The sequence below is a fragment of the Streptomyces sp. NBC_00663 genome (genome assembly GCF_036226885.1).
Lineage (GTDB): Bacteria > Actinomycetota > Actinomycetes > Streptomycetales > Streptomycetaceae > Streptomyces.
This window is the reverse complement of the sequence record NZ_CP109027.1, coordinates 7,386,037-7,400,818: the sequence shown is the minus strand read 5'-3', so window position 1 is coordinate 7,400,818 and position 14,782 is coordinate 7,386,037. Positions and strand designations below refer to the sequence as shown.

The 14,782-nt window shown below is 71.4% G+C and carries 15 protein-coding genes; 9 read left to right on the top strand and 6 right to left on the bottom strand.

The features are described 5' to 3' along the window. Positions 1 to 10: 10 nt before the first annotated feature. Entirely contained in the window at positions 11 to 760 is a 750-nt protein-coding gene (locus OG866_RS33520) for an MBL fold metallo-hydrolase (protein WP_329340570.1), read from the bottom strand. A 234-nt stretch (positions 761 to 994) separates the two neighbouring features. Further along, complete coding sequence (locus OG866_RS33515; protein WP_329340568.1) at positions 995 to 1,588, bottom strand: TIGR03086 family metal-binding protein; 594 nt, start codon at positions 1,586 to 1,588, stop codon at positions 995 to 997. Positions 1,589 to 1,722: 134 nt separating this feature from the next. On the opposite strand from OG866_RS33515, the gene OG866_RS33510 reads away from it, so the two are divergent. Then, on the top strand, positions 1,723 to 2,970 hold the full coding sequence (locus OG866_RS33510) for an MFS transporter (RefSeq protein ID WP_329340566.1): 1,248 nt from the start codon (positions 1,723 to 1,725) through the stop codon (positions 2,968 to 2,970). Here OG866_RS33510 and OG866_RS33505 read toward each other — a convergent pair. Together OG866_RS33505 and OG866_RS33500 are read right to left on the bottom strand one after the other, a co-directional pair. Then, positions 2,907 to 4,103 (bottom strand): hypothetical protein, encoded by a 1,197-nt coding sequence (locus OG866_RS33505; protein ID WP_329340565.1) that lies wholly within the window; start codon positions 4,101 to 4,103, stop codon positions 2,907 to 2,909. The genes OG866_RS33510 and OG866_RS33505 overlap by 64 nt on opposite strands. After that, positions 4,100 to 5,044, bottom strand: coding sequence for a 5-dehydro-4-deoxyglucarate dehydratase (locus OG866_RS33500; protein WP_329340563.1), 945 nt, complete (start codon positions 5,042 to 5,044; stop codon positions 4,100 to 4,102). The genes OG866_RS33505 and OG866_RS33500 overlap by 4 nt, the downstream gene beginning before the upstream one ends. A 174-nt stretch (positions 5,045 to 5,218) precedes the next feature. Here OG866_RS33500 and OG866_RS33495 point away from each other — a divergent pair, with 174 nt between their 5' ends. The 8 genes from OG866_RS33495 to OG866_RS33460 all read left to right on the top strand — a co-directional run bounded on the left by OG866_RS33495 (position 5,219) and on the right by OG866_RS33460 (position 12,949). Beyond that, the gene (locus tag OG866_RS33495) at positions 5,219 to 6,028 is read left to right on the top strand and encodes an NAD-dependent epimerase/dehydratase family protein (RefSeq protein ID WP_329340561.1); all 810 of its coding nucleotides are present in this window, start codon (positions 5,219 to 5,221) and stop codon (positions 6,026 to 6,028) included. 284 nt (positions 6,029 to 6,312) lie between these two features. Further along, complete coding sequence (locus OG866_RS33490) at positions 6,313 to 7,080, top strand: DeoR/GlpR family DNA-binding transcription regulator (RefSeq protein ID WP_329340560.1); 768 nt, start codon at positions 6,313 to 6,315, stop codon at positions 7,078 to 7,080. 88 nt (positions 7,081 to 7,168) lie between these two features. Beyond that, positions 7,169 to 8,539, top strand: a complete 1,371-nt coding sequence (locus OG866_RS33485) for an ABC transporter substrate-binding protein (RefSeq protein WP_329340558.1) — start codon at positions 7,169 to 7,171, stop codon at positions 8,537 to 8,539. Then, positions 8,536 to 9,474 carry a carbohydrate ABC transporter permease gene (locus tag OG866_RS33480; RefSeq protein ID WP_329340556.1) on the top strand — a complete coding sequence of 313 codons (939 nt, stop codon included), beginning with the start codon at positions 8,536 to 8,538 and terminating at the stop codon, positions 9,472 to 9,474. Before OG866_RS33485 ends, OG866_RS33480 begins: the two co-directional genes overlap by 4 nt. Beyond that, the gene (locus OG866_RS33475; RefSeq protein ID WP_329340554.1) at positions 9,471 to 10,316 is read left to right on the top strand and encodes a carbohydrate ABC transporter permease; all 846 of its coding nucleotides are present in this window, start codon (positions 9,471 to 9,473) and stop codon (positions 10,314 to 10,316) included. The genes OG866_RS33480 and OG866_RS33475 overlap by 4 nt, the downstream gene beginning before the upstream one ends. Further along, on the top strand, positions 10,313 to 11,302 hold the full coding sequence (locus tag OG866_RS33470) for a zinc-dependent alcohol dehydrogenase family protein (protein ID WP_329340552.1): 990 nt from the start codon (positions 10,313 to 10,315) through the stop codon (positions 11,300 to 11,302). The genes OG866_RS33475 and OG866_RS33470 overlap by 4 nt, the downstream gene beginning before the upstream one ends. A 120-nt stretch (positions 11,303 to 11,422) precedes the next feature. After that, a complete protein-coding gene (locus tag OG866_RS33465) occupies positions 11,423 to 11,647 on the top strand; it encodes a hypothetical protein (protein ID WP_329340551.1) in 225 nt (74 codons plus the stop codon). 87 nt (positions 11,648 to 11,734) lie between these two features. Further along, positions 11,735 to 12,949 (top strand): TerD family protein, encoded by a 1,215-nt coding sequence (locus OG866_RS33460; RefSeq protein WP_329344411.1) that lies wholly within the window; start codon positions 11,735 to 11,737, stop codon positions 12,947 to 12,949. A gap of 34 nt (positions 12,950 to 12,983) precedes the next feature. On the opposite strand, the gene OG866_RS33455 is transcribed toward OG866_RS33460, so the two are convergent. Together OG866_RS33455 and OG866_RS33450 are read right to left on the bottom strand one after the other, a co-directional pair. After that, positions 12,984 to 14,003, bottom strand: a complete 1,020-nt coding sequence (locus tag OG866_RS33455) for a 1-aminocyclopropane-1-carboxylate deaminase (protein ID WP_329340549.1) — start codon at positions 14,001 to 14,003, stop codon at positions 12,984 to 12,986. A 17-nt stretch (positions 14,004 to 14,020) separates the two neighbouring features. Next, positions 14,021 to 14,671 (bottom strand): GntR family transcriptional regulator, encoded by a 651-nt coding sequence (locus OG866_RS33450; protein WP_329340548.1) that lies wholly within the window; start codon positions 14,669 to 14,671, stop codon positions 14,021 to 14,023. Positions 14,672 to 14,782 lie beyond the last annotated feature (111 nt).

Sequence of the window (14,782 nt, the reverse complement as noted above, 5' to 3'; positions counted from 1 at the left end):
GTTGCCGAGGTCAGACGGCGTAGCTCTCCCCGACCCGGGCAGCGATCGTCGGCCCGCCGAAGGCCGAGGCCGCGCGGGTCGCGGCGTCCTCGACGGTCAGGGTGGGGCCGACGTGGGTGATCATCAGCTTCCCTACGCCGCCGGCCATTCGAGCGCCGGTGCCGGCCTCCCCGGGCGTCAGGTGCACTGGATCGATTTCGCCTTTGCAATGTTCGTCCACGTCGGCCTCGCAGAGGAACAGGTCGGCGCCGCTCGCGAGATGCAGGAGCGCGTCGCAGGGCCCGGTGTCCCCGGAGTAGGCCAGAACCCGGCCGCCTGCCTCCGCACGCAGGCCGTAGGCCTCGACGTCGTGCTCGACCGCGGAGGCGGTCAGGGTCAGGTCGCGGTGCTGGACGGTGTGCCCGTGATGCAGCGCCCGGAACTCGAAGACCCCGCTCAGGAACCCTGCGTCGGGCCGCCCGAAGAACCCGGCGAGACGCGAGGCACAGTCGCGCGGCGCGTACACCGGAATCGGCGCGGGCAGGGTGAGCCCGCCGTACGCGAACCCGTAGAAGGCGGCCGTCAGATCGGCGTGCAGATGGGAGATCCAGATGGCGTTCAACCGCGCCGGATCAGTGTGCCGCCGCAACTCAGCGAAGCTCCCGAACCCGGCATCCACCCACACCTCGGCCCCGCCGCCCCGCACCAGATATCCGGAGCAGGGGGTGTCGGGCCCGGGGTGGGGCGAGGCGGTACCGAGGACGGTGAGACGGAGAGACATGCGGGAAGGGTAGGCGGCGACACATCTGGCCGCCCCTCATTCAGCGCGCCAAGGCACTGCCGCCGAGGCACGTCGAGCGACCGCGGCAACGTCGTGGCTGGTCGCGCAGTTCCCCGCGCCCCTGACCGGCACGACCCGCACCCGCGTTCGAACATGAGGGGACGTGTCGGGGGGTGTCCGCCCGCAGCGGTCGGCGCGTCAACACGGGAACCCTCTATGAATGAACGCGAGAGCTCAGCGCCGCCCCCTCCACCCAGGCTCCCGCCCGCTCAGCCCCACCGTCCGCTCCAGCAGCGTCGCCTCGTCCGGAACCGGCACCACCGGACCGAAGATGCCCCCACCCCGACTGGGATCCTCGGCGGCGGCCAGGAGAAAGTCGTACGTCGCCTGAAGCGCGGCGGGGTCGGGCTCGTACCGCTGACCGGTCGCGACAGCCAGGTCCCAACCATGGATCACCAGCTCATCGACCGCGACGGCACCCCCGACATCGCCCGGCAGGTCGACACCCCCGGCCCGGGTCATGCCGGTCCAGGCGGCCGGGTCGCCCCACGCGTCGGCGAGTTCGGCCAGCACCTTCGGCAGTTCCTCACGCCAGCCGGGGCCGATGTCCGGGAGCGAGGCGGTCGGCGGAGTGTCGGTCGTGGCGCCGAGATCCTTGCGCGCGGCGTCCCGGAACGCGGCGGACAGATGGAGCAGATGGCCCAGGACATTGCGTACCGCGTACTCGGGGCACGGCGTCCCGTCCGCCAGCTGCTCGTCGGTCACGGCCTCCGCGAGCCGTGCCACGACACGGGTCTGCGGTCCGAGATCCAGGGGTGCGTCGGTCATTCGCTTCTCCTCAGAACGTCGTCTCAAGGGTGGACCGCCCCCACCCCCAAAACTCATCGCCGCCCGCCGATCCCGTTTTTCTAGGGCACTTTCCCCATCCCTCCACCCCCTCCTTAGCGCCACGATCGACAGACATGACACCCCCGCCGCCCCCGACACCCCCGCTCCCCCGCCCCCTGCTCCACGACCACAACGCCCGCCTCTACCTCACCGCGGTCATCGTCTCCGGCTTCGGCACCTCGGCGCTGTGGCTGGCATCCGGCGTCTGGGTCAAGGACCTCACCGGCTCGGACGGCCTCGCCGCGCTGTGCATGCTCGCGATGTGGGCCCCCACCCTGGCCGGCCCCGCGCTCGGCACGCTCGCCGACCGCACCCGCCGCAAACCCCTGCTGATCGGGGCGAACCTGCTGCTGGCCGCCCTCCTGCTCACCCTCGTCACCGTGGACTCGCCGGGCAGCGTGTGGCTCCTCTTCGCGGTGCTCTTCGTATACGGCGCGACCGGCGTCGTCCACGACGCCGCCGAGTCCGCTCTCGTCACCGCGGCCGTCGACCGCACCCTGCTCGGCGACTTCAACGGCCTGCGCATGTCGGCGACGGAGGGCATGAAGCTGCTCGCCCCGCTGGCGGGGGCGGGCCTGTACGCGGCGTACGGCGGCCCCGCCGTCGCCGCCCTGGACGCCGCCACCTTCCTGGCCGCCGTAGGCCTGTACACCCGCCTACGCGTCCACGAGCCCCGTCCCGAACCACCCGCCCTCGCCTGGCGCGCACAGACCGCCGAAGGCGCCCGCCACCTCTGGCGGCACCCCCGGCTTCGCCCCCTCGTCCTGGCCGGTGGCACCACCATGCTCTTCGCCGGCCTCAGCGGCGCGATGATCTACGCCGTCGTGGACGGCCTGGGCCACTCCCCCGCGTACACCGGTGTCCTGTACGCCGTCCAGGGCGCCGGTTCCCTGACGGTCGGCCTGCTCTCCGGCCCCGCGCTGCGGCACCTCGGCGAGCGCCGGTTCGCGGCGTACGGCATCGCCCTGACGGCCGTCGCGGCGGGCCTGCGGGCGGTCCCGGCCGACTGGCTCGCGCTGGTGTGCAGCGCGGCGGCAGGCCTGGGCCTGCCGTGTGTGCTGATCACCGTGCTCACGGCCGTGCAGCGGGAGACACCGGACGCGCTGCTCGGCCGTACCGTCGCCACGGCCAACACCCTTGTGTTCGCGCCGAACGTCCTCGGTCTCGCCGCGGGCGCGGCACTGGTCGAACTGGTCGGCCTACGACTCCTGTTGCCGATCCTGGGCGCGGTGTGGCTGGCCACCGCCCTGCCGCTGCTTCACAGCCCGGCGAGGGCCGACCGCACCGCCTCCAGGTCGGCGTCCGACGCCAACCCGGCGTGATACAGCCGCAGTTCCGTCGCCCCCAGCTCACGCGCGCGTGCCGCGTCCGAGGCGAGGGTTCCGGGGCTGCCGCCCATGCCGGAGACGACGGTGAAGTTGGCCGCGATGACGGACCCACCGGACCCTCCAGGCCCAGCAGACCCATCGGACCCTCCGGACGCTTCGGCGAACGGCGTCAGCAGGCCCGGCCCGCCCGCGCAGGGCACGACCACGCCGTCGGCGACGGACAGGATGTGCGCCGGGTCCACGCCGGCGTTGGCGCCGACGTGGTACGAGACGGGGTCGGCGTGCAGCAGGATCTGGAAGCCCTCGGGGGCGGCACCGCGCACCGCCGTCACCGCCGCCTCCTGGAGGGTGCGGGCGGTGTCGTCCCGCCACGCGCGCGTGGCCGCCGCCATCGACGCGCCGAGGAGCTTCTCGACGCCGGTCCAGCCCCCGTCGGAGGGCGCCCCCTGCCACGCCGGGACCAGCGCGGTGCGCACGGCGGCCGCCAGCTCGTCGGCGTCGAGGCCCTGGGCGCCGTAGCCCTCCCGGCAGGTGGGGCAGAAGCAGAGCGCCATCAGGTACAGGCCCGCGTCGCCGAGGCCGACGCCGCCGGTCTTGTCGTGGGCGTGCAGATGCTGGAGGCCGTACCAGCCGAGGGACTCCAGTTCGGTGCCGCGCGCGCCCGGCCGTACCGCCGCCTCGGCGGCGAGGTCGACGAGGTACGCGCGCGTGGCGGGCTGGGCGATGCACGGGGCCCACGGGTAGCGGTCGCCGTAGGCGTTGACGACGGAGGTGTCCGGATGTTCGGCGCCCAGGCGGGAGTTGTGCGCGAGGACCACCCAGGTGTGCACCTCAAGGCCCGCGTCGGCGAGCGCGGCGGCGGCCTCGCCGAACGCGTCGCCGGGCGCCCAGTCGCCGGCCGGGTAGGGGCGCAACTCCCGTCCCTGCCAGCGGTCGTCGGTGGGGTAGAGGACGGCCGCGTGCTCGGCGGTGACGATGCGGTGGCGCGGATGGCGGGGGGTCAGCGCGCGTGTGGAGTGGTAGGCGGAGGCGAGGGTCACCTGCTGGACGCCGGTGGCCGCGATGGTCGCGGGGGCCTGCGGATCTCCGTTGACGTCCCAGGGGTAGACGAATGTCGACGCCTTCACTTGTTCTCCTCCCTCAGCAGCGCGTAGCCGCGTTCGATGATCTGCGCGAGCTGCTTCACATGGTCCTCGGTCGGCTCGTGCAGTGGCGGCCTGACCTCCCCCACGTCGAGGCCGCGCAGCCGGACGCCCGCCTTGACCAGGGCGACGGCGTAACCGCGGCCCTGGGCGCGCAGTTCGACGAAGGGGCGGTAGAAGCCGTCGAGCAGCCGGTCCACCGTCGGCCGGTCCCCGGTCTCCAGCGCCCGGTGGAAGGCGAGGGCGATCTCCGGCGCGAAGCAGAACACGGCGGAGGAGTACAGGGGCACCCCGACGGCACGGTAGGCGAGCTGGGTCTGCTCGGCGGTCGGCAGACCGTTGAAGTAGAGGAAGTCACCCGGGACCTCACCGCGCACGGCGCTCACGATCCGCTGCATCAGGTCGAGGTCGCCGAGCCCGTCCTTGAGCCCGACGATCCCCTGTGTGCGGGCCAGTTCGACCACGGTCTCCGGGGTGAACACGGCGTTGTCGCGCTGATAGACGATGACGGGCAGGGCGGTGGCCGCCGCGATCTCCCGGTAGTGCCGCAGCAGCCCCTCCTGCCCGGCGAGCACCAGGTACGGCGGCAGGGCGAGCAGCCCGTCCGCGCCGGCCGCCTCCGCGAGCCTGGCGTACCGCACGGCGAGCGCGGTGCCGTACCCGGCGCCCGCGACGACCGGCACCCGCCCCGCGGTGGCCTCCACGGCGGCCCGGATCCCCGCCTCGAACTCCTCGGGCGTGAGCGCGTGGAACTCCCCGGTGCCGCAGCAGGCGAACACGGCGGCGGCCCCCGCCTCGACGCCCTGGCGCACATGCGCGCGGTAGGTGTCGAGGTCGACGGAGCCGTCGGGGCCGTAGGGGGTGACGGGGAAGAACAGCGGCCCGCTGGGGATGCCGAGTCGAGCGGCGAGGTCGGCAGGCGTCACGGGCACTCCCTAGAACGAGAAACGGCGGCGGGGCAACGAGAAACAGCAGCGTGCGGGATTCTGATCGAAGTTTACGTTTATGAACATGAGGCGCACCACCCTTGACGAGGCGAGGCACTGATCCTTAGCTTGTCCACGAATGTGAATATGGGTCTACTCCAAGGAGAACCGAGCATGCCAGCGCCGCGCACCGTTCTGCTCACAGGCGCCGCCGGCGGCCTCGGCACCCTGATGCGGGAACTGCTCCCCTCCTACGGCTACGAACTGCGCCTGCTCGATCTGCTGCCGATCGAGGGCGAGCCGGACGCGATCGTCGCGGACCTCGCCGACAGAGAAGCCGTGCGCGAGGCCGTGCGGGGCGTCGACGCGATCATCCACCTCGCGGGCATCTCCCTGGAAGCGTCCTTCGACAAGATCCTGAAGGCGAACATCGAGGGGACGTACAACCTCTACGAGGCCGCCCGCGAGGAGGGCGTCCCGCGGATCGTCTTCGCCTCCTCCAACCACGCGGTGGGCTTCACCCCGCGCCCCGAGGGCAACGCCCCGCTCATCCCGATCGACACCCCGCACCGCCCGGACACCTTCTACGGCCTGTCCAAGTCCTTCGGCGAGGACCTCGCCCAGTTCTACTGGGACAAGTACGGCCTGGAGACGGTCTCGGTCCGCATCGGCTCCTGCTTCGCCGAGCCCACCAGCGTCCGCATGCTCTCGGTCTGGATGAGCCCCGGCGACGGCGCCCGCCTCCTGCACGCGGCGCTGACCGCCGAGGACGTCAAGCACACCGTCGTCTACGGCTCCTCCGCCAACACCCGCCTGTGGTGGGACCTGACGACCGCCCGCTCCCTCGGCTACGCCCCCCAGGACGACTCCGAGCCCTACGCCGAGAAGCTGATCGCCGAACAGGGCGACCTGGACCCGGACAACATCGCCCACGCCTACCTGGGCGGCCACTTCGTGAGCGACCCGCCGATCTGGCCGTACTGACGGACGGAGAACGGACCTGTCCGTAGCTGATACGGGCAGGCGTGGTGCCCTCTGATGTGGCGCGCCGGCGCCACTCCAGGGGCGCGGGGAACTGCGCGACCAGCCACAACAGACCCGCAGCCGCCCCGCGACAACCCTCTCCGAGCTCATGGGCGCACCGTGCCCGAACGGGCAGATCCGGTCAGCATCCCCTGCGTGACAGACCTGGCCACCACCCCACACCCGCTGTAGAACTTCCTGCATACGGCCCGAACGGGCAGCGCACCAGGAAAGCGGGTGACCTCATGACCGGCACCGCGGAAGAACGCCAGCGGGAAATCGTCCACGCCGCCCGCAGGACCGGCGCCGTGGACGTCAACACCCTCGCCACGCAACTCGGCGTGGCGAAGGAAACCGTCCGCCGAGACCTCCGCGCCCTGGAGGACCACGGCCTCGTCCGCCGCACCCACGGCGGCGCCTACCCCGTCGAGAGCGCCGGCTTCGAGACGACGCTCGCCTTCCGCGCCACCAGTCACGTCCCCGAGAAGCGCCGGATCGCCACCGCCGCGGCCGAGCTGCTCGGCGACGCCGAGACCGTCTTCGTCGACGAGGGCTTCACCCCGCAGCTCATCGCCGAGGCCCTGCCCAGGGACCGCCCGCTGACCGTGGTCACCGCGTCCCTCCCCGTGGCCGGCGTGCTCGCCGAGGCGGAGCACACCTCCGTCCTGCTCCTCGGCGGCCGGGTCCGCCCCGGCACCCTCGCCACCGTGGACCACTGGACGACGAAGATGCTCGCCGGCTTCGTCGTCGACCTCGCCTACATCGGCGCCAACGGCATCTCCCGCGAACACGGCCTCACCACCCCCGACCCGGCCGTCAGCGAGGTCAAGGCGCAGGCCATCCGGGCCGCCCGCCGCACGGTGTTCGCGGGCGTCCACACCAAGTTCGGGGCGGTCAGCTTCTGCCGGTTCGCCGAGGTCGGCGCACTGGAGGCGATCGTCACCAGCACACTGCTGCCGTCGGCGGAGGCCCACCGCTACTCCCTGCTCGGGCCACAAGTCATCCGCGTCTGAGAGGCGCCCCCGAGAAGCACCCCCTCCTCCCGGGGCACACTCATGCCCCACCGCACCCCTTATCTCCCCATATGTTCAGGAGCGATCCATGCGCACCCCGAGCCGACGACGGCCACCGCGAGCCACGCTCGCCCTGGCCGCCGCAGGGACGCTGCTCGCCCCGCTGCTCTCCGGCTGTTGGGCCGGGGCGGGCGGGTCCGGTTCCGGCGGCGACTCCATCAACGTCCTGATGGTCAACAACCCCCAGATGACCGAACTTCAAAAGCTCGCCCCCCGTTTCACCGAAGAGACCGGCATCAAGGTCAACTTCACGGTGCTGCCGGAGAACGACGTCCGCGACAAGATCAGCCAGGACTTCGCCAACCAGGCCGGCCAGTACGACGTGGCGACCCTGTCCAACTACGAGATACCGATCTACGCCCGCAACGGCTGGCTGCACGAGATGGACTCCTACGTCGCCAAGGACCCGGCGTACGACGAACGCGACGTCCTCAAGCCGATGCGCGAGTCCCTGACCGGCGACGACGGCAAGCTCTACGGCCAGCCCTTCTACGGCGAGTCGTCCTTCCTGATGTACCGCAAGGACGTGTTCGCCGCGAAGGGCCTGACCATGCCCGCGCACCCCACCTGGACCCAGGTCGCCGACCTGGCCGCGAAGGCGGACGGCGCCGAGCCCGGCATGAAGGGCATCTGCCTGCGCGGACTGCCCGGTTGGGGCGAGGTGATGGCGCCTTTGACGACCGTGGTGAACACCTTCGGCGGCACCTGGTTCGACAAGGACTGGAAGGCCCGGCTCGACTCCCCCGAGTGGCAGAAGGCGGCGAAGTTCTATGTCGACCTGGTCCGTGACCACGGCGAGTCCGGCGCGGCCCAGTCCGGCTTCGCCGAGTGCCTCAACAACATGACCCAGGGCAAGGTCGCCATGTGGTACGACGCCACGAGCGCCGCCGGTTCCCTGGAGGCGAAGGGCTCCCCGGTCAAGGGCAAGGTGGGCTACGCCCCCGCCCCCGTGGAGGAGACCAAGTCCTCCGGCTGGCTCTACACCTGGGCGTGGGGCATCCAGGACGCCTCCCGCAACCCCGACAAGGCCTGGAAGTTCGTCTCCTGGGCCTCCGGCAAGCAGTACGAGGAACTCGTCGGCGACGAGATCGGCTGGTCCAACGTCCCGGCCGGCAAGCGCGCCTCGACGTACACCAACGCCGCGTACCGCCAAGAGGCCGCCGCCTTCCAGGAGATGACCAAGGAGGCCATCGAGGGCGCCCGGCCCACCGACCCGGGGGTGCAGCCGCGCCCCGCGCCCGGCATCCAGTTCGTCGGCATCCCCGAGTTCACCGATCTCGGCACCAAGGTCTCCCAGGAGATCAGCGCGGCCATCGCCGGACGCCAGTCCGTCGAGTCGGCGCTGAGCAAGTCCCAGCGGCTCGCCGAGAAGATCTCCGAGGAGTACGAGGGACGATGACCGCGACCACCACGGCCCCCCTGGCCACCCCGTCCGTACAGACCGCGCGGCAGCCGTCGGCCCGTCTGCGCGCCTGGGCCACCCGAGCCCCTCTCCTCCCCGCCCTCATCTTCATGATCGCGGTCACCCAACTGCCCTTCGTGGCCACGCTGGTGATCTCGTTCTTCGACTGGAACGCGCTCTATCCGAAGGCGCGCCACTTCACCGGCGTCGACAACTACCAAGAGGTCCTCACCGACGCGGACCTGCGCCACTCGGTGTGGACGACGGTCCTGCTGACGGTGGCCGTGGTCCTGGCCAGCCTGATCCTCGGCCTGGTGCTCGCGCTGCTCCTCGACCGGAGGTTCCGGGGCCGGGGAGTGGTCCGCACCCTGCTCATCGCCCCGTTCCTGGTGGTCCCGGTTGCGGCGGCGCTGCTGTGGAAGCACGTCCTCTACAACCCCGAATACGGTCTGCTGAACGGCCTGTTGCACTACGTCGGCGGGCCTCAGCCGGACTGGATCTCCAACACCCCGCTCCTCGCGGTGGAGGCGTCCCTGGTCTGGCAGTGGACCCCGTTCATGATGCTGATCCTGCTGGCGGGCCTACAGAGCCGTGACCCCCAACAGCTCGAAGCGGCAAGGGTGGACGGGGCGAGCGACTGGCAGATCTTCCGCCACCTCACGCTCCCGCACCTGCGCCGCTACCTCGAACTGGGCGCCCTGCTGGGCTCGATCTACATCGTCCAGAACTTCGACGCGGTCTTCACGATCACGTCCGGCGGCCTGGGCACGGCGAACCTCCCCTACACCGTCTACCAGAGCTTCTACCAGGCCCATGAGAACGGCCTCGCCTCGGCCGCGGGCGTCCTGGTCGTCATCGGCTCGATCATCATCGCGACCTTCGCCCTGCGGGTCGTCTCGTCTCTGTTCCGCGAGGAGGTGGGCCGGGCATGAGCAGCATGACCGTGCACCGCGTACGCCGCAAGGAAGCCGGACTGGGGCTGCTGGCCTGGCTGTTGGGGATCGCGTTCTTCCTCCCCATCGCCTGGATGGCCCTGACGTCCTTCCACTCGGAGCAGGACGCGGCCACCAATCCCCCCTCCTTCGGCGCCGCCCTCACCCTGGACGGCTACCGCGAGTTCTTCGGCACGGGCGGTGGCGCCAGCCCCTGGCCGGCGCTGATCAACTCGACGGTGGCGTCGGTGACATCGACGCTGTTCGTCCTCCTGCTGGCGCTCCCGGCGGCCTACGCCCTCTCCGTCAACCGGGTCCGGAAGTGGACGGACGTCCTGTTCTTCTTCCTGTCGACGAAGATGCTCCCGGTGGTGGCGGGACTGCTCCCGATCTACCTCTTCGCCAAGAACACCGACATGCTGGACAACATCTGGCTGCTGGTCATCCTCTACACGTCGATGAACCTGCCGATCGCGGTGTGGATGATGCAGTCGTTCCTGGCCGAGGTCCCGGTCGCGATCATCGAGGCGGCGAGGGTGGACGGCGCCCGCCTCCCGACGATCCTCGCGCGCGTGGTGGCCCCGATCGCCCTCCCCGGCATAGCGGCGACGTCGTTGATCTGCTTCATCTTCAGCTGGAACGAACTTCTGTTCGCCCGGGTCCTGACGGGCGTGGTCGCCGAGACCGCCCCCGTCTTCCTGACCGGCTTCATCACCAGCCAGGGCCTGTTCCTGGCGAAGGTGTGCGCCGCGTCGCTCGTCATCTCCCTGCCGGTGCTCGCCGCGGGGTTCGCCGCCCAGGACAAGCTGGTCCAGGGCCTGTCGTTGGGAGCAGTGAAATGAAGGCCGCCGTCATCGAGTCCGTGGGCAGGGCCGTCGTAGCCGAGGTCCCGGACCCGACGCCGGGTCCCCGGGACGTGGTGGTGGAGGTCGCGGCCTGCGGGCTGTGCGGCACGGACCTCCACATCCTCCAGGGCGAGTTCGCCCCGAAGCTGCCGATCGTGCCGGGCCACGAGTTCGCGGGCGCGGTGGTCGGGGTCGGCACCCAGGTCACGGAGCTGTCCGTCGGCGACCGGGTGGCGGTCGACCCCTCCCTCTACTGCCACGAGTGCCGCTACTGCCGTACCGGCCACAACAACCTCTGCGAACGCTGGGCGGCGATCGGCGTGACCACGGCCGGAGGGGCCGCGCAGTACGCCGTGGCCCCGGTCGCGAACTGCGTACGCCTCCCCGACCATGTCCGCACCCAGGACGCGGCCCTGGTGGAGCCCCTGTCGTGCGCGGTACGCGGCTACGACGTCCTCCGGTCCCGCCTCGGCGCCCATGTCCTGATCTACGGCTCCGGCACGATGGGCCTGATGATGCTGGAGCTGGCCAAGCGCACGGGCGCGGCGAGCGTGGACATGGTCGACGTCAACCCGGCCCGGCTGGAGACCGCGCGCCGGCTCGGTGTCTCGGCCTCCGCCGCGAACCCGGACGAGCTGGACCGCCCCCAGGGCTGGGACCTGGTGATCGACGCCACCGGCAACGCGGCGGCCATCCAGGACGGCCTGGACCGGGTGGCGAAGGCCGGCACGTTCCTCCAGTTCGGAGTCGCGGACTACGCCACGAAGGTCACGATCGACCCGTACCGCATCTACAACCAGGAGATCACCATCACCGGCTCCATGGCGGTCCTGCACAGCTTCGAGCGCGCGGCAGAACTGTTCGCGAACGGCGTCCTGGACCCCGACCTCTTCATCAGCGACCGCATCCCGCTGGAGCGGTACCCGCAGGCCTTGGAGCAGTTCGCGGCGGGGGTGGGCAGGAAGATCGTGGTGGTGCCGTAGAGGTTCCTCGGCAGAGGCGGAGGCGGAGGGGGAGGGGGAGCGGGAGGCGGCGGGGGCAGCGGAGGCGGCGGGGCGAAAACCCTTGGCGCTCACCCCCACCGCGCCCCCTACCATCCCGCCATGCCCAGCCCACACGGCTTCCGCTACGAAGCCCACGCCAGCCACACCGTCCGCATCACCCACCACCACCGTCCCGCGACCACCCTCCACGGACCCCGGGCCGCCCAGTTCCTCGCCGAGGTGGAGGCCGCCTCCGACCCTCAGCTCGTCATGGCCCGCTGGACCGGGAACTACAAGCGCGGCAACGAACGCACGGCCCGGAACCACCCCCGCAACCGCCGCTGAACCGGCCCCGGCCACCCACCCTGATCCGAACGGTCGCGGGTAAGGGAACGGTAAAGCGGGCTGGATCGTTCACCGGTCATGACAGCTATGACCCCCGGCTCGAACATCCCTCTCTCCACCGCGCGCGTGACGGTGGACGTCGCCGCCCCGGTGCGGCTCGACGTTTCGGGCCTGCTGCTCACCGCCGACGGCAAGGTGCGCTCCGACGACGACTTCATCTTCTACAACCAGCCCAACGGCCCCGGCGTGACCTACCGCTCCGGCGGCGGCGCGGCCCCCGACGCGATCGTCGTGGACACCGCCGCCCTCCCGCCGGGCATCGAGAAGATCGTCGTCACGGCCAGTCCGGACGCCGCCGGCCAGACCTTCCAGGGCGTCGAACCGACGGCGACGATCCGCGGCGCCGACGACAACTCCGTCCTGGCCACGTTCACGCCGCCGCAGCTCGGCAGCGAGACGGCCCTGGTGGTCGTGGAGATCTATCTGCGCAACGGCGCGTGGAAGGCCCGCGCGGTCGGCCAGGGCTACGCCAACGGCCTGGCCGGCATCGCCACCGACTTCGGCGTGACGGTCGAGGAGCCCGCCCCGGCCCCGGTGGCGCCGCCCCAGCCGGTCGCACCTCCGGTCGCCCCGCCGCAGCCCACCCTCCAGACCCCGGTCACGCCGCCGGCCCCGCCGATGACCACGCCGACTCCCCCGCCGCCCGCGCACGCGCCGGGCACCGGGAAGATCAACCTGGACAAGGGCCGCGTCAGTCTCCAGAAGAACCAGACCGTGTCCCTGGTCAAGGGCGGCCGCCCGCTGCTCTCCCAGGTCAAGATGGGCCTCGGCTGGGAGCCGGCGTTCCGCGGCAAGGACATCGACCTGGACGCCTCGGTCATCGCCTACGGCCCGCAGCGCAACCACATCGACAGCTGCTACTTCGGCAAGCTCTCCATCGTGGGCGGCGCGATCAAGCACTCCGGCGACAACCTCACAGGCGAGGGCGGTGGCGACGACGAGGTCATCGTCGTCGACCTCGGCCGCCTCCCGCAGGACGTCACCGGCCTGGTCTTCACGGTGAACTCCTTCTCCGGCCAGAAGTTCACCGAGGTCGCCAAGGCCTACTGCCGCCTCCTCGACGCCGCCACCGGCGAGGAACTGGTCCGCTTCGACCTCACCAACGCCGAAGCGCAGACCGGCGTGATGATGGCCAAGCTGATCAAGCAGTTCTCCGGCGAGTGGGAGATGACGGCCCTCGGCGACTTCGTGAAGTCCCGCACGGTGAGGGGAATGGTGAAGCCGGCGGCGCAAGCCCTCTAGCCCGCCCGGCCGCGGGCAGCCGTACCGCTGAGGCCTACGCGAACAGCGCGCTGTACGCGTTCAACGCCGGCTGCCCGCCCAGGTGCGCGTACAGCACCGTCGCCTCCCGCCCGATCTCCCCGCGCTCGACGAGATCGATCATCCCGGCCATCGACTTCCCCTCGTACACGGGATCGGTGACCATCCCCTCGGTGCGGGCGGCGAGCCGCATCGCCGCGAGGGTGGTCTCGTCGGGGATGCCGTAGACACCGGCGTGATACCGCTCGTCCAGCTCGACGTCGGCCACGGTCAACTCCCGCTTGACGCCGATGAGTTGTCCCGTACGCTGCGCGATCCGGGCGATCTGCTCGCGGGTGGCGGCGGGCTTCGCCGACGCGTCCACACCCAGCACCCGCCGCGACCGACCCCCCGCCTCCTCCAGCGCCGCGAACCCGGCGACCATGCCCGCCTGCGTGGACCCGGTCACCGAGCACACCACCACGGTGTCGAAGAAGACCCCCAACTCCCGTTCCTGCTCGGCGACTTCGTCCGCCCAGCCGGCGAAGCCGAGTCCGCCGAGCGGATGGTCGGAGGCACCGGCGGGGATGGCGTACGGCTTCCCGCCCGACTCCTCCACCTCCCGCAGCGCCTGCTCCCAGCTCTCCTTGAACCCGATCCCGAACCCGGCCCGCACCAGCCGGACATCGGCTCCGGCGAGCCGGCTGATCAGGATGTTGCCGACCTTGTCGTACACGGCGTCGGGCCAGTCCACCCAACTCTCCTGCACGAGCACGCACTTCAGCCCGGCACGGGCGGCGACGGCCGCGACCTGACGGGTGTGGTTGGACTGGACTCCCCCGATGGAGACGAGGGTGTCGCAGCCCTGGGCGAGGGCGTCGGCGACCAGGTACTCCAGCTTGCGGGTCTTGTTGCCGCCGTAGGCGATGCCGGAGTTGCAGTCCTCCCGCTTGGCCCACAGGGACGCGCCACCGAGCCGGGCGGTGAGCCGCTCCAGGGGGTGGACGGGCGAGGGGCCGAAGAGCAGCGGGTACCGCTCGTACGAGGAAAGGGACATGAGGTGCCTCCGGGTGCTCAGGGAACGTCGTCGGCGAGGTCGGCCAGGCCCCGCCAGATCTCCGCGGTGACCTCGACCGCGCCGGTCACGTCGCCGGCCGCGCAGGCCTCGATGAGCCGCTCGTGCAGCCCGGCGGAGCGGCAGTTGCCGCCCTCGCCGAAGCGACGGCGCTCCAGTCTGCGGATGAGGGGCGTGTAGCGGGCGACGGTGGCGGCCGCCGCGCGGTTGCCGCTGACGCGGACGAGGACGTCGTGGAGTGCGTCGTCGGCCCGGAGCGCGGAGTCCACGTCACCGGCGTGGACGGCAGCGGCGAACCGTTCGTTGGCCGCGCGCATCGCCTCGATGTCCGCGGCGAACAGCCGGGGCACGGCGACCCGGGTGACCAGCTCGTGCAGGGCGCCGACGACGGCGGCGGCGTCCCGTACGTCGGCGGCCAAGACCGGGGTCACCCGTGTGTAGCTCTGCGGCTTGCTCTCCAGGAGCCCCTCGTCGACGAGCCGCGAGAACGCCTCGCGCACCGGCGCCCGGGACAGCCCGAGCCGTTCGGCGAGATCGGCGTCCCGCACGACCGCGCCGGGCTCCAGCTCCCCGGACACGATGGCGTCCCTGATGGATGCGTAGGCGCGGTCCCTGAGCAGGGTGCGGGCTACGGGTCGAATGGCCTCCACAACTGAAATGTTAGATGTCAGTCAAGGGACCCCACAAGGGTGTGGCAAGGGTGTGGCCCGCACCCCCGTGAAGTGCGGGCCACACCCGGCGGACCGGGACCGGGACCGGGA

Coding starts and splice junctions, on each gene's coding strand:
- OG866_RS33520 (WP_329340570.1), bottom strand. CDS start 760: ATGTCTCTCCGTCTCACCGTCCTCGGTACCGCCTCGCCCCACCCCGGG.
- OG866_RS33515 (WP_329340568.1), bottom strand. CDS start 1,588: ATGACCGACGCACCCCTGGATCTCGGACCGCAGACCCGTGTCGTGGCA.
- OG866_RS33510 (WP_329340566.1), top strand. CDS start 1,723: ATGACACCCCCGCCGCCCCCGACACCCCCGCTCCCCCGCCCCCTGCTC.
- OG866_RS33495 (WP_329340561.1), top strand. CDS start 5,219: ATGCCAGCGCCGCGCACCGTTCTGCTCACAGGCGCCGCCGGCGGCCTC.
- OG866_RS33490 (WP_329340560.1), top strand. CDS start 6,313: ATGACCGGCACCGCGGAAGAACGCCAGCGGGAAATCGTCCACGCCGCC.
- OG866_RS33485 (WP_329340558.1), top strand. CDS start 7,169: ATGCGCACCCCGAGCCGACGACGGCCACCGCGAGCCACGCTCGCCCTG.
- OG866_RS33480 (WP_329340556.1), top strand. CDS start 8,536: ATGACCGCGACCACCACGGCCCCCCTGGCCACCCCGTCCGTACAGACC.
- OG866_RS33475 (WP_329340554.1), top strand. CDS start 9,471: ATGAGCAGCATGACCGTGCACCGCGTACGCCGCAAGGAAGCCGGACTG.
- OG866_RS33470 (WP_329340552.1), top strand. CDS start 10,313: ATGAAGGCCGCCGTCATCGAGTCCGTGGGCAGGGCCGTCGTAGCCGAG.
- OG866_RS33465 (WP_329340551.1), top strand. CDS start 11,423: ATGCCCAGCCCACACGGCTTCCGCTACGAAGCCCACGCCAGCCACACC.
- OG866_RS33460 (WP_329344411.1), top strand. CDS start 11,735: ATGACCCCCGGCTCGAACATCCCTCTCTCCACCGCGCGCGTGACGGTG.
- OG866_RS33455 (WP_329340549.1), bottom strand. CDS start 14,003: ATGTCCCTTTCCTCGTACGAGCGGTACCCGCTGCTCTTCGGCCCCTCG.